21 protein-coding genes and 2 tRNA genes are annotated in these 17,296 nt (G+C 39.7%); 11 read left to right on the top strand and 12 right to left on the bottom strand.

Annotation, left to right across the window (positions count from 1 at the left end):
- Positions 1-100: 100 nt before the first annotated feature.
- The 5 genes from BM122_RS11330 to ftsY all read right to left on the bottom strand — a co-directional run bounded on the left by BM122_RS11330 (position 101) and on the right by ftsY (position 4,154).
- Positions 101-193, bottom strand: a tRNA-Ser gene (locus BM122_RS11330).
- Between the two features lie 133 nt (positions 194-326).
- On the bottom strand, positions 327-1,175 hold the full coding sequence (gene rpoH / locus BM122_RS11325) for an RNA polymerase sigma factor RpoH (protein ID WP_074905663.1): 849 nt from the start codon (positions 1,173-1,175) through the stop codon (positions 327-329).
- 380 nt (positions 1,176-1,555) lie between these two features.
- Entirely contained in the window at positions 1,556-2,464 is a 909-nt protein-coding gene (ftsX, locus tag BM122_RS11320; protein ID WP_074905662.1) for a permease-like cell division protein FtsX, read from the bottom strand.
- A complete protein-coding gene (gene ftsE / locus BM122_RS11315) occupies positions 2,461-3,114 on the bottom strand; it encodes a cell division ATP-binding protein FtsE (RefSeq protein ID WP_074905661.1) in 654 nt (217 codons plus the stop codon). The genes ftsX and ftsE overlap by 4 nt, the downstream gene beginning before the upstream one ends.
- A 41-nt stretch (positions 3,115-3,155) precedes the next feature.
- Entirely contained in the window at positions 3,156-4,154 is a 999-nt protein-coding gene (gene ftsY / locus BM122_RS11310; protein ID WP_074905660.1) for a signal recognition particle-docking protein FtsY, read from the bottom strand.
- A 392-nt stretch (positions 4,155-4,546) separates the two neighbouring features.
- Between ftsY and alr the strand changes: the two genes are divergently transcribed.
- A complete protein-coding gene (gene alr / locus BM122_RS11305; RefSeq protein ID WP_074905659.1) occupies positions 4,547-5,638 on the top strand; it encodes an alanine racemase in 1,092 nt (363 codons plus the stop codon).
- 37 nt (positions 5,639-5,675) lie between these two features.
- On the opposite strand, the gene BM122_RS11300 is transcribed toward alr, so the two are convergent.
- Both BM122_RS11300 and BM122_RS11295 read right to left on the bottom strand, forming a co-directional pair.
- Complete coding sequence (locus BM122_RS11300) at positions 5,676-6,473, bottom strand: peptidyl-prolyl cis-trans isomerase (protein ID WP_074905658.1); 798 nt, start codon at positions 6,471-6,473, stop codon at positions 5,676-5,678.
- A 166-nt stretch (positions 6,474-6,639) separates the two neighbouring features.
- On the bottom strand, positions 6,640-6,942 hold the full coding sequence (locus tag BM122_RS11295) for a YciI family protein (RefSeq protein WP_074905688.1): 303 nt from the start codon (positions 6,940-6,942) through the stop codon (positions 6,640-6,642).
- Between the two features lie 370 nt (positions 6,943-7,312).
- Between BM122_RS11295 and BM122_RS11290 the strand changes: the two genes are divergently transcribed.
- On the top strand, positions 7,313-8,260 hold the full coding sequence (locus BM122_RS11290) for a DnaJ C-terminal domain-containing protein (protein ID WP_074905657.1): 948 nt from the start codon (positions 7,313-7,315) through the stop codon (positions 8,258-8,260).
- Positions 8,261-8,584, top strand: a complete 324-nt coding sequence (locus tag BM122_RS11285; RefSeq protein WP_074905656.1) for a chaperone modulator CbpM — start codon at positions 8,261-8,263, stop codon at positions 8,582-8,584.
- An 85-nt stretch (positions 8,585-8,669) separates the two neighbouring features.
- Here the strand turns inward: BM122_RS11285 and BM122_RS11280 are convergent, their stop codons facing one another.
- The 4 genes from BM122_RS11280 to BM122_RS11265 form a co-directional block, all read right to left on the bottom strand.
- The gene (locus BM122_RS11280; RefSeq protein ID WP_074905655.1) at positions 8,670-9,614 is read right to left on the bottom strand and encodes an alpha-L-glutamate ligase-like protein; all 945 of its coding nucleotides are present in this window, start codon (positions 9,612-9,614) and stop codon (positions 8,670-8,672) included.
- A 4-nt stretch (positions 9,615-9,618) separates the two neighbouring features.
- Entirely contained in the window at positions 9,619-11,145 is a 1,527-nt protein-coding gene (locus tag BM122_RS11275; protein WP_074905654.1) for an inactive transglutaminase family protein, read from the bottom strand.
- On the bottom strand, positions 11,142-11,735 hold the full coding sequence (locus BM122_RS11270) for an ATP-dependent zinc protease family protein (protein WP_143083411.1): 594 nt from the start codon (positions 11,733-11,735) through the stop codon (positions 11,142-11,144). The genes BM122_RS11275 and BM122_RS11270 overlap by 4 nt, the downstream gene beginning before the upstream one ends.
- A gap of 90 nt (positions 11,736-11,825) precedes the next feature.
- A tRNA-Gly gene (locus BM122_RS11265) sits at positions 11,826-11,899 on the bottom strand.
- Between the two features lie 69 nt (positions 11,900-11,968).
- Between BM122_RS11265 and thiS the strand changes: the two genes are divergently transcribed.
- The 5 genes from thiS (at position 11,969) to BM122_RS11240 (ending at position 15,437) form a co-directional block, all read left to right on the top strand.
- Positions 11,969-12,172 (top strand): sulfur carrier protein ThiS, encoded by a 204-nt coding sequence (gene thiS, locus BM122_RS11260; protein ID WP_074905652.1) that lies wholly within the window; start codon positions 11,969-11,971, stop codon positions 12,170-12,172.
- Positions 12,173-12,255: 83 nt separating this feature from the next.
- Positions 12,256-13,047 carry a thiazole synthase gene (locus BM122_RS11255; RefSeq protein ID WP_074905651.1) on the top strand — a complete coding sequence of 264 codons (792 nt, stop codon included), beginning with the start codon at positions 12,256-12,258 and terminating at the stop codon, positions 13,045-13,047.
- Positions 13,048-13,091: 44 nt separating this feature from the next.
- Positions 13,092-13,763 (top strand): tRNA (guanosine(46)-N7)-methyltransferase TrmB, encoded by a 672-nt coding sequence (gene trmB / locus BM122_RS11250; protein ID WP_074905650.1) that lies wholly within the window; start codon positions 13,092-13,094, stop codon positions 13,761-13,763.
- A gap of 82 nt (positions 13,764-13,845) precedes the next feature.
- Positions 13,846-14,418, top strand: coding sequence for a LemA family protein (locus BM122_RS11245; protein ID WP_074905649.1), 573 nt, complete (start codon positions 13,846-13,848; stop codon positions 14,416-14,418).
- A gap of 404 nt (positions 14,419-14,822) precedes the next feature.
- Complete coding sequence (locus tag BM122_RS11240; RefSeq protein ID WP_074905648.1) at positions 14,823-15,437, top strand: undecaprenyl diphosphate synthase family protein; 615 nt, start codon at positions 14,823-14,825, stop codon at positions 15,435-15,437.
- Positions 15,438-15,537: 100 nt separating this feature from the next.
- Here BM122_RS11240 and BM122_RS11235 read toward each other — a convergent pair whose 3' ends face one another.
- Positions 15,538-15,816, bottom strand: coding sequence for a hypothetical protein (locus tag BM122_RS11235; protein ID WP_074905647.1), 279 nt, complete (start codon positions 15,814-15,816; stop codon positions 15,538-15,540).
- Positions 15,817-16,045: 229 nt separating this feature from the next.
- Between BM122_RS11235 and BM122_RS11230 the strand changes: the two genes are divergently transcribed.
- Genes BM122_RS11230 through BM122_RS11220 form a run of 3 tightly spaced genes read left to right on the top strand, consistent with a single transcriptional unit; the run spans position 16,046 to position 16,941 of the window.
- The gene (locus BM122_RS11230; RefSeq protein WP_074905646.1) at positions 16,046-16,522 is read left to right on the top strand and encodes an LPD29 domain-containing protein; all 477 of its coding nucleotides are present in this window, start codon (positions 16,046-16,048) and stop codon (positions 16,520-16,522) included.
- Between the two features lie 42 nt (positions 16,523-16,564).
- Positions 16,565-16,753 (top strand): hypothetical protein, encoded by a 189-nt coding sequence (locus BM122_RS11225; protein ID WP_074905645.1) that lies wholly within the window; start codon positions 16,565-16,567, stop codon positions 16,751-16,753.
- Positions 16,750-16,941, top strand: coding sequence for a CrpP-related protein (locus BM122_RS11220; RefSeq protein WP_074905644.1), 192 nt, complete (start codon positions 16,750-16,752; stop codon positions 16,939-16,941). The genes BM122_RS11225 and BM122_RS11220 overlap by 4 nt, the downstream gene beginning before the upstream one ends.
- Positions 16,942-17,296: the final 355 nt, after the last annotated feature.

Genomic DNA, 17,296 nt, shown 5'->3' with positions numbered 1-17,296 from the left:
CACTTAGATGCTGATGGATAGTTAAAAAGGTTAATCTAATTGTATTTATTACATATTTAGATAATTATTGGATATCGTTAGATATTATTAGGGGATAAATTGGCGGAGAGGGTGGGATTCGAACCCACGTGCCAGGTTACCCCAGCCATCTGATTTCGAGTCAGCGCCGTTATGGCCACTTCGGTACCTCTCCCTACACCTTATTCAAGTATAAATTTGCGAGCTTTTTATAGTTTAACAGTTTATAGCCATTTTATTTATAGCAAAAAGTGTAAATTTTCTCACCTGACCAGTTTTGAGCTTCTAACCATAGTCTTTATTTAAAATTAGATAGCATTAGCAACTGAATTTCTTATTTTCTCAATTGCTTTGACTTCAATTTGTCGAACCCGCTCAGCTGATACCCCTAATTCTTCAGCCAACTCATGAAGTGTCGCAGTATCTTTTTCTCTTAGCCAGCGCGCTTCAATAATATGGCGGCTACGATCATCAAGGTTGGCAAGTGATTCTTTAAGTCTTTCATGGCATAGGTGAGAAATCTGGTTTTTCTCAATAATTTGTGATGGATCGATACCATCGGTCAAATAATCAATCGGATTACAGCTTTCATCATCTTCTTCTGATAATGGCTCCAGTGAGATATCACGACCACTAAAGCGGGTTTCCATTTCGATGACTTCTTCAGATTTGACGCCCAATTGTTTTGCTACGGCAGCTATCTCCTCCTGATTCATGGAATTCAAACCTTGTTTCATGCTCCGCAGGTTAAAAAATAACTTACGTTGCTGTTTCGTTGTGGCAATTTTGACTAATCTCCAATTTCGCATGATGAATTCATGGATTTCTGCTTTAATCCAATGAATCGCAAAGGATACCAGGCGCACGCCACGTTCTGGATCAAATCGTTTCACCGCTTTCATTAAGCCGATATTACCTTCCTGTATTAAATCGGCATGGGGTAAGCCGTAACCTAAATAGCCGCGAGCTATCGCAATGACCACTCTTAAATGCGATAACACCAATTGATGAGCAGCTTCTATATCATTTTCATCCCTTAAACATTTCGCCAACCGTATTTCTTCCTCTTGGGATAGCATAGGGAAACGGTTAACAGTTTGAATATATCCTTCAATACTATTTCCCGCTATTGTGGGTAACGCAAGAGTTGTTGTCATACTTTCTCCTTTAATCTCAATTTTGAATTATTATTATTTTAAAATTTATTTTAGCACTCGCACAATGAGAGTGCTAATAATTCCTGAAGTTTCCTTAACTATTATAATTTCATGAGAAAATTTTTTTTGAAAGCCTAACTTTAGTGTAGAGGGAATATTCTCTGAACACTCCGTTTAGAGATATTTTATGGTTTGGAGAGAAAGATCTAGAAAATGTATTTGTGTCTAGAGATGTTGGGTATAGAGAAGCTTATTCCATTTCTAAATCAAAACTGACTTTGTCGGGGCTTCACCTTGCCGTATTATTTATACTGTCTACGGCTCGCCTTAGCATCACTTTTGAATTTGGAAATGGAATTACCCACTAAAAAGCAATATCTCTATTCTGGTTCTATTTGAGAGAGATACTGTGCAACTGATAATCTGGCCCCCAACCATCCTAGCAATGCTGAAAAGATAAGCAAACTAAGACTATCGTAGAAAGAAAGATAATTCAAATGAAAATCTGTCTCATAGAGTTGTGCCAATTCTACTAAACTCTCATTGATAGCCTGAATACCTAAGGCAATAAGGAGCCAGCCAGCTGCTGCACCAGCCATTCCTTGTATTGCACCAAAATAAAGGAAAGGACGACGGATGAAACTATCGGTCGCTCCGATTAATTTAATAACTTCAATTTCATCTCGTTTGGTTAATACCTGTAAGCGAATTGTATTAAAAACGACTATGATTAATGCCAAACCTAACACAACGGCTAACATCAATACGGCAAGCTGCCCCAATCTGAGTAAAGCATCTACCCGTCTGGCCCAATCTGTATCGACCTGGACGTGCTCTATCTCAGGCCATTTTTTTATTACAGCGCGTATATTCTCTAATTCATCAGGTAGAATTTGCTGAAGATTAATAATAAAAGCATCAGGTAACGGATTTTTTGGTAGATTATTTGCCACCTCATTTAAATTACTTTCTTGCTGTAATTGTTGCAACGCAATTTCCTTGGAAATAAATTGAAAACTCGCAATATAAGGAAATTCTTCCAATTGTGAATTAACGTTTTCAATATCTGCTTGTGATGCTTTCAATTTAAGAAATACACTTAATTGTGGCGTGCTGGCAGTATCACTGGAAATAGCTTGCAAGTTTCCAAGCATAGTATAAATCCCAAGGGGCAAACTGAAAGCAATCCCAATGACAATAATGCTCAGGAGGCTGGATAAGGGTGTATTTGTAAGTTGCTTGAGTGCTCGGTTTAGTGCTTGCCAATGTTGTGATAACCATATTTTCATACCACTAGCTTTCCTTGATTGAGTGTAAGTATACGATAACGGTTATCATTTAATAGGGCTGTATCATGTGTAGCGATCACCACCGTAACCCCTACCTGATGAAAAGATCTGAATACTTCCATAATGCTTTGCGCATAATCTACATCAAGATTTGCTGTTGGCTCATCGGCGATCAGAATGGATGGTCGATGAACCACCGCTCGAGCAATACATAATCGTTGCTTCTCGCCACCAGATAATGTAATTGGGTAAGCATTTTCCTTTCTCAGTAACCCAACTTTATCAAGTGCAGCACGAACTCTCCCAGCCGCAGTTTTATTCTGAAAACCACGTATTTGTAATGGCAACATCACATTGGCAAAAACATTACGATCATACAAAATCTTCTGATCTTGAAAGATTAACCCCAGGCTACGCCTTAAAAAAGGAATCATACTTTTCTTAAGTGCGTTGACATTCTGATCGCTTACCAAAATATTGCCATAGGTGGGACGCTCAATTGCCGCAATAAGCTTTAGCATAGTGCTTTTACCGGCACCGGAATGACCGGCTACCAAAACTAATTCACCCGAATGAATTGTGAAAGCAACATTTTTTAAGGCTTCAAACCCGTCTGGATAACGCTTAGTAACATTGACAAAACTAATCATAAATACCCAGTACCAACAAGCAGATCCAATCGGTTAAAAGGTTAATCAAATATTGCTTCGACAAATTCTTGCGCATCAAATGGCCTTAGATCTTCTAACCCCTCCCCTATTCCAATAAAGCGTAAAGCAGGAGGATTTTGTGGATATTGGGCGGCTATGGCAGCTATTACACCTCCTTTGGCAGTACCATCCAGTTTGGTAAGGACTAAACCTGTCACGCCAAGGGCTTCATCAAAAGCTTTGAGCTGATTAAGTGCATTCTGACCGGTATTGGCATCCAATACTAACAAGACCTCATGTGGGGCATCTGGTAACGCCTTGTTGATAACTCGTTTGATCTTTTTAATCTCTTCCATCAGATGCATTTGGGTAGTCAAACGGCCAGCAGTATCAGCCAATACTATATCTATATCACGTGCTTTAGCTGCATTGATTGCGTCGAATATGACAGCGGCAGGATCACTCTTTTTCTGAGAATCACTTTCCTGTGCTATAACTGTCACATCATTGCGTTCACCCCATGCCAATAATTGTTCTCGCGCTGCCGCACGAAATGTATCACCAGCAGCCAGCAATACTGATTTACCCTGCGATTGAAAATAATGAGCAAGTTTGCCAATTGTAGTCGTTTTACCGACACCATTTACGCCCGTTATCATAATGATGAATGGCTTCTTGGTCGTAACATCAAGCGGTTGAGCCAATGGAGCAAGCAAATTGACCAAAGTTTCTTGAAGTGCTTCTTTAAGCTGCTCCGCATTGCTCAGCGCATCTCTTTTTACTTTCTTACGTAATGCTTCCAGCAGCAAATTAGTAGCATTCACGCCAGTATCTGCCGTAAGCAAGATAGTCTCAAGTTCATCATACAGTGCCTCATCTATTTTGCGACTACTTAACAAACTAGATAATTGCTTGCCAAAATTCTGCCGGGTTCGAGCAAGCCCTTGTCTGATTTTACTTGTCCAACTCTCCGTCTTAGAATTATCTTCAGCGGAATTTTTTTCAGTAGAATTTTTTTTAGATTTAAAAAGACTAAACATTCTGGTAGGCTGTAATTATTCTGAATTTACAATAAATGTTGATTGTATGCTTATTACCCGGATTTGGGTGTGTTAAAAAATAGCGCGCTAAGCTCTTATATCATCTCACTTCAATAATCAAATAGTTGTAGTATTAAAATACTCACTTTCTTTGTAAAGATGAATTTCTTACTACATTATTTTTATGTTACATCAAAATGTTTCTTTGATAGCTCCTATTGCCAGTTAATATGATAAAAATTAGCTATCCGCAAAATAATCCAATCAATTGCCATCTATTATAATGTATTGATTTAATTAAATATATTTTTTATTCTGACAATCTCTACTAGAGAAATTGAATAAAATTCAAATAATTGAAATAAGCATTATCTTCCAGACAAATAATACTCATGTCTCGCCCGATTCATGCACGGATTGACCTGGCAGCACTTCAGCATAATTTTTACATCGCACGCAAACATGCGCAAAACGCACGTGTCATAGCAGTCATTAAGGCAAATGCTTATGGACATGGCCTACTTAATATTGCCAATGCCATCAAAGCAGCAGATGCTTTTGCTGTTCTTGAACTCGATGCTGCTATACGCTTAAGAGAAGCAGGTATTTATCAGCCTATTTTGCTTCTTGAAGGCTTTTTCTCTGAGGCAGATCTAGCTATTATAAGACAGTATCAATTAAGTACAGTCATACACCATCATGAGCAATTAGCCATGCTGTCCTCATCAAAACAAGAAACTAAGATCAATGTATTTCTTAAAATTAATACAGGAATGAATCGTCTTGGTTTTACACCCGAGAAAGGATTAGTGGCACTTAAAATATTAAAGAATAATCCGCGTATCGATCAAATTACGTTAATGACACATTTTGCCAGCGCAGATGACCCCTTTAAAAAAGACGAAGTGAATCAGCAACTCAAACGTTTCCACTTGTTTGCTGGAAAATATCCTCTACCATGCTCATTAGCAAACTCTGCAGCAATTTTACAATATCCAAAAGCACATGCCGATTGGGTACGTCCCGGCATTATGCTCTATGGTGCTTCCCCTTTAATAGATAAAACTGCTTCAGAGCTAGGATTACGCCCTGTCATGACCGTATCAAGCAAAATAATCGCTATACAGTATCTTGCTGCAAAAGAAAAAGTTGGATATGGTGGTCAATTTCAGACTGAACAACCGATGCATATTGGTATCGTTGCGTGCGGTTATGCTGATGGATATCCACGACATGCGCCAACAGGTACCCCAGTCCTTGTTAATGGGCAACGCACACGTATTGTTGGACGAATCTCCATGGACATGCTAACCGTTGATCTTACCGGCATTAAAAATGCTCGTATTGGGAGCCCAGTAATTTTATGGGGAAATGAGTTACCCATAGAGGAAGTAGCAACATCTGCAGGCACAATCAGTTATGAATTGTTTTGTGCCTTATCCTCAAGGGTTAAAACAATCACAACGACTGACGAGAATCAGTAAAGCCTTTTAACTTTACTGACTCCCAAGCAAAATAAGATTATTCGACTTTAGCTTTACTACGTAGATCTTGCACAGTCGCAGCAAAATTCCGCTGTAATACACGCTGTTGCATATTTGTTTTTACTTCTTCAAATGAAGGTGGAACTGCAGGACGTACATCTTCCAAGCGAATGACATGCCATCCGAAATTAGTTTGCACCGGCTTTTCTGTTGTATTTCCTTTTTTCAGATTTTGCAAAGCTTCGGCGAAAGGCTTGACATAGGCTGCAGCTGCACTCCACCCTAATTCACCACCATTTTCTTTACTACCGGCATCAATCGATTTTTCTTTTGCTAGTTTCTCAAAAGAAGCACCTTTTTTCTTAAGAGAAGCAATGATGTCTTTAGCTTCTGCTTCACTTTCAACCAGGATATGACGAGCTTTATATTCTTTATCGCCCATCTGTGCTTTTACAGTTTCATATTCGCGTCGTAAGATATCGTCACTTACTGTATTATTTTTAATGTAATCAGCTTGATAGGCTCTAACTAATATTGCCTGACGAGCAAGCTCGGTTTGAGTGATCACATCCGGATCCCGATCAAGCCCTTTTTTTTGAGCCTCTTGCGCAATAATTTCTTCCGCTATGAGATTTTCGCGCAGGTTATTCCTCATGTCCGAAGATTCAGGTTGCCCTTGAGCCACAGCAGCTTTGACCATAAAATCAAGCCGCGCCTGTGGAATCGCTACTCCATTGACTTTTGCTACCGAAGCAGTCGATTGGGCATGAAGAGAAGTGACAACAAAACTTGACACACTTACCGTCATTAACAATAGAAATTTTATTAACTGCATGCAACTTCCTCTAGAAAATATAAAATTGATGAAATTTTTTATATAAGATTACGCCCTACCAGTTTCATTGATTGTAAGCGTTAGTCTTTACATATTATAGGCATAGGTAACATAAAATATCTGGCAATCCTTATTAATAATTTCTAATCTATTATTATATAAAAGTTTAACCTGGCAAAACTTTCCTGAATGGTTTAACAGTTACTTTTGAATATACTCCTGTGGTTACATAAGGATCCGCTTCTGCCCAAGATTTCGCTGCTTCAAGTGAAACAAATTCAGCCACAATTAAGCTTCCGGAAAAGCCAGCTGGACCAGGATCAGGATTATCAATTGCTGGATAGGGCCCTGCAAGTATAAGTCGTCCTTCATCTTGCAATGCTTTGATGCGCTCCAGATGCGCTGGCCTGGCTATCAAGCGTTTTTCAAGGCTATCTGGAGCATCTTCCCCATTTATCACATAAAACATCATGTTAATTACCTGTCTTAGTCTTATTAATTTATCTTTGATTGTAACTGTCAATGCCTAGGAATAATTAGATAATAGTAATTATTAGTAAGTTAGAGATTATTTCATATTAATCTGAATATAGATTATAAAAATCTCTTCAGATTCAATTTTTATACTTCATATTAATTTATCATCAACTCATAAATTGAAAGAAATTATTAAACCTATACCCAAGAATTAAATAACCAGGATGTTAATGGAAAATTCAAGTTAAGTATTTACCTGATTTAAACGGGATTTGCTTGAACAAAAGTAATATTGGATTTAAATTTGATTTAAACTGAAACGAATACGAACTATAAAAAATAAATTGAATATATAGAGTAAAGTGGAATTCAAAGATTATTATAATATTATGGGCATTAAACGTGATGCCACACAAGATGATATTAAGCGAGCGTATCGTAAGCTGGCACGGAAATATCACCCAGACGTCAGTAAAGAAGCTGATGCCGAGGTCCGTTTCAAAGAGATTGGTGAAGCATATGAGGTGCTTAAAGATCCTGAGAAACGTGCTGCTTATGATCAATTAGGCAGCGGTTGGAGAAGTGGTCAGGAATTTCAGCCCCCGCCTGGATGGAATCAAGGTTTTGAGTTTCATGGTGGGGGATTTACTCAAGCAGATACTTCAGAATTTAGCAGCTTTTTTGAAGCATTATTTGGAAGCCGCTTCAATGCCAATAGAGAAAATCGTCATTATGGCTTTAATGTACGTGGCGAAGATACCCATGCCAAAATATTAATTGATCTTGAAGATTCTTATCATGGAGCAACTCGCACTATCACACTTCAGCACACAGAGATAGGTCCTGACGGGCGACCGAAAATTAAAGAGCGTACATTAAATGTGAGAATTCCAAAAGGAGTTCGACAGGGGCAACTTATTCGTCTCGTAGGCCAAGGTAGCCGAGGCGTGGATCAAAATAGTGCTGGAGATCTTTATTTAGAGGTAGCATTTCAGCCGCACTCTTTGTATAAAGTTGAGGAGAAGGATGTTTTTCTCGAACTTCCTGTTACGCCATGGGAAGTTGCGTTGGGAGTAACCATCAAAACTCCTACTCCAACTGGTATTGTGGATTTGAAAATACCTCCTGGCATCCAATCAGGACGCAAGCTGCGCCTAAAAGAACGGGGCATTCCGGCTCATCCACCCGGAGATTTATACATTACATTACAAGTTGTTTTGCCGCCAGCTGATAGCGAGCAAGCTCGCATACTATACCGGGAAATGGAACAAAAACTGGCATTTAATCCACGTGCCAAATTGGGGGTATAAATGACATTAAATCATAATGTAATCGATGGCATTATCGTTGAAGATGATATGGAATTTTCTCTCGGTGAGTTAAGCCGTATCTGTGCAGTCAATGCAGAATGGATCATTTCTTTAGTTGAAGAAGGAATTCTTGAGCCAATTAATATCACATCCAAGCGGTGGTACTTCAGTGGTGCTTGTTTGCGGCGCGTTCAAATTATTCAGAGGTTACAAAGAGATCTTGGTGTTAATCTAGCAGGTGTCGCATTGGTACTACAGCTTCGTGAAGAAGTTGAAATATTACGTACTCGTTTAAGTACGATTAAATCGAATGATACGGAATAGCTTAGAGTAAACCTATCATCTCCTAAGTAGATGGCAAGCAGACAAAGTTAGTATGGATGAACACAACGGTTAGAAAGCGGGTGTTTTATAGTTGTAGGCAAAGATTCTGCGCAAAAGATGCACGTTCTTGCGCTGAAGCAGGAATTTCAGCAAGTTGATCAATATATTCAAGACGCTTCTGCATACCTTTTCCATTTGCAATTTGGATAGACAAACCAGGTCTTGCATTTAATTCCAATACCAAAGGACCCAGCTCACGATCCAATACAACATCCACTCCAAGATAACCTAATCCGACCAATTCATAACACTGAGATGCCAATGTTAATAGTTTATCCCAGTGAGGAATTTTGAAATTACCAATATTGGCGCCAGTATCAGGGTGTTGTTCAACAGGGTGGTTTTGCCAAACAGCATTCGTAGTAAGCCCGGTTGCTAAATCTATTCCTGCTCCAACTGCACCTTGATGTAAATTAGCCTTACCATCCGACATACGTGTAGGTAAACGCACCATTGACGCAACAGGGATGCCTCTGAATACTACAGTGCGAATATCTGGTACACCACGATAACTAATTGATTCAAATATCGGATCAAACTTTACTCTGTATTCTATGAGCGCATGATCTGGTTGACCGCCAAGGCTATACATACCACTTAAAATATTAGAAATATGGTATTCCAGATCTTCTTCTCTCAACAAGCTGCCATTGTTATGCTGATAGCGGTTATTGATTTGTCCAATGATCACATAAATACCGTTTCCTCCCGAGCCATGCGCCGGTTTAACCACGAAATCTTTATGACCATTTACAATATTGGGAAGATGACCTATGTCATGCTCGATTTCAATCACACCATATAACTCAGGTACTGCAATTCCTGCAGTAATTGCGAGTCGTTTGGTGCGAAGCTTGTCATCAACCAATGGGTAGAGAGAACGTTCATTGTAACGTAAGATGTAATCGGCATTTCGTCGGTTTATCCCAACAACTCCTGCTCGCTTTAGATTGAGTAAGACTTTGAACATCTATTTAGCGTTTAGCTAAAGCACGGAAGCGCCACAGCTCTGTCAATCGATATCCGGAGTATCGGCCAAACAATAGTATGGCTGCCAACACAACAAGTAATAATTCAGGAAATACAAATATTAAATGTTGTAAAGCATCGATATTCATCACCAGATAACCAATTGTTGCCACCAGCAAGCTTCCTGCGCCCTGTTTAAATGCTTCCGCGGGGCCAGCTTCATCCCATGTAAGAGACATCCGTTCTATGGTCATAGTCATGATTACCATTGGAAATAAAGCGACTGATAGCCCCATTTCAAGTCCAAGCTTGTGCATGATAACGCTAATACTCGCCATAAGAAGCACTACCATCGTTAACACAGAAGCCAAGCGTGGAATGAGTAATAACTTCAATCGATCCACATAAGCACGCAATAATAATCCTAATCCGACAATCAAACAAAACAGTAATAACCCCCATGCCAACTCTGTCTCGCGCAGAGCCAGCGCGATTAATACCGGCATAAATGTCCCAAAAGTTTTAATCCCAATTAAATTGCGCATTAAAACTACGACAAATGCCCCTAAAGGTACCATTAATAATATTTTATATACGTTCTGGCTTTGAACCGGCAATGAATATAAGGAAAACTCCATCAGGTGTGATCCTTTGAGCGCCGCACGTGATTCTGCAATGTCCACTAATTCCCGTAGCGTTTTGGCTACGGAAAATTGGAGACTCACTTCACTTCCCCCATCGACAGAAAAGGTTTTCTGATCGCCAATTTGCCATAGGATAAAATTGGATGGCAGACCTTCCTTACCATCCTTTATATTGAGTGTGCGCCATTGCTTGCCATCATAGACTTGTATCCAGGATTCCAATTCAGAATAAAGCTTACCATCTTCTAGACGGAGGCCTTGAATAATTCGAGTAGGAATACGGGCTCCTGCTAAAATCCAATTAACACCTTTAGCAAGATTACGAGAATTATTGATATGCTCCAGTAGCAATTTTAACTCTGGTGCTGGCGATACAGCATTTAATTGCTTAATGACTTGCTGTGCAAAAGAAACGGTATCTGCAGATTGCTGTCGCGCCTTATCGAGCAGCCCTTGGATAATGGGTCGGAAATTTTCAGGATAATCTGGTATTGGTGGATAAATCGGTGCTTTAACTGAATCAGTTGTCTTTTCAGTATCCTTGTATATGATTGCGCGATAGAATAATAATTGTTTCCCTTCCGCACGTCGCTTTGCCCACAGAGCTGTACGTCCATTATCATCTTGTTCAATTGCCAATCCATAATTGGCTGCGACAAAATCCTCGTCGAGAATAGTATAGCCAGAAGGATTAAAAAGGAGCGGTAAACTTACTTTTACGCTGGTTTCGGGCTTTGCGCGAAAACTGATACGTGCTTCCACATTCCAAACTTCTGCTTTCTCAGAAGTAGTTAGAGGCAATCCCAGGGTGGTTACTTTATAAATAGCTAAGCCTAGCCCTACTGCACACAATATTATAACTAAGAGTAATAAATGAAGCTGTCTCATTCAGGAATAGCCAACTCATCTGATTGATCATGTTTTTTCTTCTTTTTCTTTACGTGACCGCAATCAGCCTTACTAAGATGAGTACGCGATGAATCAACTAGAGCGATACCCGCAAGTGCTCTACGTCCAAGCAAAATGGGATAATTTAAGGCTCGACGATCAATAAGATTAAATTCAACTTTATGTATTTCGTTTGCTAAACAAACGTCCATAGCAATAATAAGGCGTTCTTGTGAAATACCGCTATGTTGTTTTATCTTATGTGAACGAAGTAAGGGGCGTTCAATTTCGACAGTTCGAGTGGGTTTACCTTTTTCAGTTCCAAAATCGAGAATGAACCGCACCCAATCTTTATTTCCTTTTTTGAATTGATGAATATCCCGTGCACTCATGGACGAGGTATTTGCTCCAGTATCTATACGAGCAAGCATTTTTAGCCCCCATGGCTCTAATCGAATAGATTCTACCCATCCAAGGATATGTCGTGGTTCAGGTTGATCAGTTTTACTATCACTTAATACTGAATCGCTTGTTATTAGCAAAAAAATTGCCAAAAAACAATAAAAATGTCCCCGTAGGATTCTAATCATCAAGACGATCCAAGATTATTTTGATCAAAATATTGATATTATATTATTAATAGTCCATGACACGCATGCTTTTATTGCCGGCAGTGGGAATGGAGCGGGTGAAGGGAATCGAACCCTCGTCGTAAGCTTGGGAAGCTTCTACTCTACCATTGAGCTACACCCGCATGATAAAATTGTATTATTAAATGGATTTTTAAGTCTACCTTACATTAAACATATTTAATATATTTCAAATGTTACAAGTCACCATAAATGGTCAACTTCACCATTTTGACAACCCACTCAGCCTTCAACAACTGCTGGAGCACATGTCAATCCAGAATAAACGTATTGCTGTCGAACGTAACGGTGAAATCGTGCCTCGAAGTCAGTTCACATTACAAACGCTTTCTGACGGAGATCAATTGGAGATTGTGGTGGCTGTAGGTGGCGGCTAATTCTTTTTAATTTTGATTTAATCAAATATTAAACGTTTTCTAATCTTATATGCAATTCGCATTTTTCTATAAACACTGATTTCATGGATGATTTCATCGTTGCTGGCAAGCATTACTCTTCTCGGCTTTTGGTTGGTACCGGCAAATATAAAAACTTCAACGAAACACGCGCTGCCATAGAGGCTAGCGGCGCACAAATCATTACCATAGCTATCCGTCGAACTAATATCGGTCAGAACCCCAACGAACCCAATCTGCTTGATGTATTGCCGCCTTCTCACTATACATTGCTTCCTAATACTGCTGGCTGCTATTCTGCAGAGGAAGCCATCCGTACTTTGCGACTGGCAAGAGAATTGCTGGATGGTCATTCTCTGGTAAAATTAGAAGTACTTGGTGACCCAAGGACACTTTTTCCCAATGTGGTAGAAACTATTAAGGCAGCAGAAATTCTTGTTAAAGAAAATTTTCAAGTAATGGTTTATACCTCAGATGATCCCATTATCGCTAAACAATTAGAAGAAATCGGCTGTGTTGCAATTATGCCTTTAGCTTCATTAATCGGCTCAGGAATGGGTATCCTGAATCCTTGGAATTTGCAAATTATTATTGATAGCACCCAAATTCCTGTACTGGTAGATGCTGGCGTAGGAACGGCATCTGACGCAGCAATTGCAATGGAATTAGGATGTGACGGTGTGCTAATGAACACGGCTATCGCTGCTGCACAAAACCCGATTATGATGGCCTCTGCTATGCGCAAAGCTGTAGAAGCAGGTCGTGAAGCCTATTTGGCTGGACGCATGGCAAAAAAAACTTATAGCGCAAGCCCCAGTTCACCAAATGAAGGCATCTTACCAGTACAGCCGAAATGATCTTTCAGTTCGCTATATAAAATTAATTTAAATAGTACTATTTTTTGTCATCAGTGAATTCCATTCGTAGTTATGTGCTTCGCCAGGGCCGTATCTCAAATGCTCAGCGCAATGCCTATGAAACGCTGTTCTCAGAATTCGGTATTCCTTTTTCAGCTCAACAACTGAATTTTGAGAAGATTTTTGGACGTAGCACTCCCAAAATCTTGGAAATAGGTTCTGGCATGGGAGAAGCCACAGCTACTATCGCTCAACAGCACCCCCAAAACGATTATCTGGCGATAGAAGTTCATACTCCAGGGGTGGGGAGTCTGCTTAGTCAAATCAAAATGCTTGAATTAACGAATTTGCACGTTATTCAGCATGATGCAGTCGAAGTTTTGCAGCATATGCTGCCACTTAAATCACTCGACGGCGTTCATATTTTTTTCCCCGATCCCTGGCCCAAAGCGCGCCATCATAAGCGCCGGTTAATCCAATCAGCTTTTGTTTCGCTTTTATGTAAGTATATGAAACCAGGTAGCTATCTTCATGTCGCTACAGATTGGAAAGACTATGCTGAACAGATCTTATCTGTTCTCAGTAACGAAAGCCTGCTTACCAATACAGCAATCGATTATGCTATACGTCCCCCCTATCGTCCACTCACAAAATTTGAGCAACGCGGTTTACGCTTAGGACATAACGTCTGGGATTTAATATTCACTAGAAAATAGCGTCAAAACGAGCTCCTTTTTCTACTCTCTCATAAGCTTTCGTTAAGGTATGTTACGAAATGAAACTTAGAGGAGATATTACATGGATGTCGCTATTTATATTTTTCTAGTCACTATAATCTTAGTGACGAGCTATAGCATCATGATCTATAACCGACTAGTAGATATAAAACATACCGTATCGCAGGCATGGTCAAATATTGACATTTTACTCAAACAACGTCACGACGAATTACCCAAACTAGTCGACACTTGCAAACAATATATGGGGTTTGAGCAAGATACACTCAAGCAGATCATTGCAGCACGCTCTCAGGTTGCAATAGCACGCGATGCAGGTGATATCGGTGCATTAGGTACAGCTGAGAATATGTTAAGAGTGGGTCTAGGTAATTTATTTGCAGTAGTTGAAGATTATCCTGAATTAAAAGCCAGCGAAAAATTCCAGCACTTACAAACGCGTATCACTCATCTGGAAAATGGTATTGCTGATCGTCGTGAGTATTATAATGATGCAGTAAAAATCAATAACGTACGTATCGAGCAATTTCCCGAAGTCATTATTGCCAAATCATTTAAATTTAAGGCACGTGACTTACTCGAATTTAATGCCTATGAACAGCAAGATATCAATATTAGCAAATTGTTCGGCTAAAGCATTATTGTGTGATCGATAATATTTCCTCTCAACTCTTATTCGAAGAGTATGAGTTTGTCTTGAGTGCATTGATACTATATGCATCTAACTTATAATAATAATTATATATCAATGACTTATATAAATGAGAATGACCGTATTTATACCTGTTTTGACTTGTTTTAACATAGCTTGGTCAGCATTTTGGTCAGTGTCATTGTCATAAAAGAAGGGAATAATGAATGTCTCAATGAAAAAAATTCACCGGAAGTAAAGAGCAGATTAGTGACTTCAGAATTTTCAAACAGTTTCTAGGGGGTTATACGTATTGTTTTTGTAATAGTGTTAAGAGATACTAAAAAAATTAGACATTATTTGATAGAAGCAAAGAAGGTATCCTCTCACTCAAGTAATCCGTAATTATGAAAAATATTCTCCCCCGCCATGTAGGCTTTATTCCCGACGGCAATCGACGCTGGGCTCAGTCACGAAATCTTGCCAAGGAAGAAGGATACGCACATGGCGTTCTGCCTGGAATAGAACTGTACGAAATCTGCCGTAAACTGGACATTGAAGAGCTCTCGATCTACGGTTTCACTAAGGACAACACCCACCGACCGAGCACTCAGGCAAATGCCTTCCGTAATGCCTGTTGCATCTTTGCAGAAGAGATCGCCGCGCGAGGAGCAGCACTACTCGTGGTAGGAGACGACGAGTCGCCCCAATATCCAGCTGCCTTGCGTCGTTTTCGCTCACGGCAGGGAGTGGGTATCAAGGTGAATTTTTTAATTAACTACGGCTGGGATTGGGATTTGCAAGGGCTGAGAACTGATGGACAGATTCGCTCCAGAGAAGTCTCTCGTATTGACCTGATCGTCCGCTGGGGAGGAGGCAGACGACTTAGCGGCTTCTTGCCCGCCCAGTCTGTATATGCAGATATCTATGTGGTAGAGCAATATTGGCCAGATTTTGAACCATCTCACTTTGAGAGCGCGCTTAAATGGTTCAAATATCAGGACCGTACGTTAGGAGGATGAATATGTTAGATTTATTTAGGGCAAAAGACTTTGTTTATAGCAATCTCTCATATGAGCTTTCCGATAAAATCTGAAAGCTGAAAGCGAGGGTATCAATAAATTATTTAGCTTTGTCAATATCAACCACCTCAAACTTTGGCCTGCACCTCTCCGTCAAATCCCAGGCATATATCTTCAACTTCTCAAAGTCCTGCCACACCTGCTCTAATCCTTTGTTGAGACTGTCTTCGGTTGCGCTGTAAAGCGTTTCAGAAATTCCTCTTTCGTCTCGTGTTCCAGGCTCACTGGTGGGGTGAACACGCTCCTGGCTACTACCGGCATTTCCGGATATTGTTCGATGTCGCATATTAGGTATTTCCGATTCGAATATAATAATCATTATAAATCAATTAGTTGCAGTTCTAAGAATGGCTATATTTAGGCATATTTGGTCATGTTTAGGCATAGCTTGGTCAGCATTTTTGTCAGCATTTTTAAAATGAATATTGCATAAATTATAATTAATTTGTATAGACAAATTAAAATAATATCTATATAATGCATTCCATCAATTGATTAATTGATACCGACTAAGCGGAACTTAGAACCTAAAACTGGAGAGTTTAAAAATGAAAACAGAATCAGCAAAAGCAGCTGCAATCATCAAGGCCGAACTTAAAAAACACGGCATCAAAGCATCAGTAAGAAGCCGTAACTTCTCAATGGGCGATGCAGTAGATATAACAGTCTATGATCAACTGCCAGCCATATTCAAAAAAATAGAAGAATTCTCCGGACAATTTCAGTATGGTAGCTTCAATGGAATGGAGGATATCTACGAATACACAAACAGCCGGAAAGATATTCCTCAAGCAAAGTATGTGCATATTAGAAATGAATACTCTGAGGAACTCAGACAAAAAGCCTGGTCTTTCATTAGAGAATATTATGGCTATGATGATCAGCCTGAGGATGTTAAGGAAGCTTCAAAAATCTACCTCAGCAAGCATTGTGAATGGGCTGATACCATCATATACAAAACATTAAGAAATGAGGGCGCATTCTGGACACAGAACAAGCCAAGGGTAAAAGTAGAAATCGAATAAACAGACAGCCCCAGGAATGGGGCTTTTTTATATAGGTGAAAAATGGATAATCAACACGGGAACACAGGCAAGCGCAATGCGGCAAAGCCAGAGGATCAAAAGGCCACAAGCACGTTAATTGTTCGGTGCCTGCCATCTGATAAAGCGAGTTGGGTAAAAGCTTCTCAACTGGAAGGTTTAAAGCTGACTGATTGGGTGATTAAGACTTTGAATGAGCGGACTCAAAAATGAACGAAAACATTCAGAAAGCCGGTGCAAATGCTAGGGCTATTGGAATAAAAGAGATTGATAATCCGTATTACAAACCACGAAACATGCCAGCGCAGACAGGAGAAACAATCACAGTGTGGCAAGATAAAGCGCTGGCATGGGAATTTGGATGGAAGATGGAAGATATAATGAGAAGCCAATCTATCTAGTAATACCTTTATTAGGTTGGGCAATTATTAATCAAAATGTGTGAGAACAAAATGACAAAGCAAGAACTCATTGAACATAAAGAACAGTTAAAACAATTGCAGTCGACTACTCAAAAGACAGTCGACTCGATCAATAAATTCATAGCCGCATTTAACAGCATTGGAAAGAATAAATCTAATCAACCACCTCAAATCTAGGCTTGCACCTTTTAGCTAATTACTTAGCAACTCCCTTAATCTTCTCTACCATCCTAACACCGCTCAGCCCTAGCATTGCCAACACCAGCTCTAACAGGTAGTCGGTATGAATATCTGGCAGGGTCTTAAACGGCAGCTCAAAAGCCTGTACGATCCA

It is taken from the genome of Nitrosomonas communis, from assembly GCF_900114745.1.
GTDB classification, from domain to species: Bacteria; Pseudomonadota; Gammaproteobacteria; order Burkholderiales; family Nitrosomonadaceae; genus Nitrosomonas; species Nitrosomonas communis_A.
The sequence above is the reverse complement of the archived record's forward strand: the minus strand, read 5'-3'. Positions and strand labels throughout refer to the sequence as shown.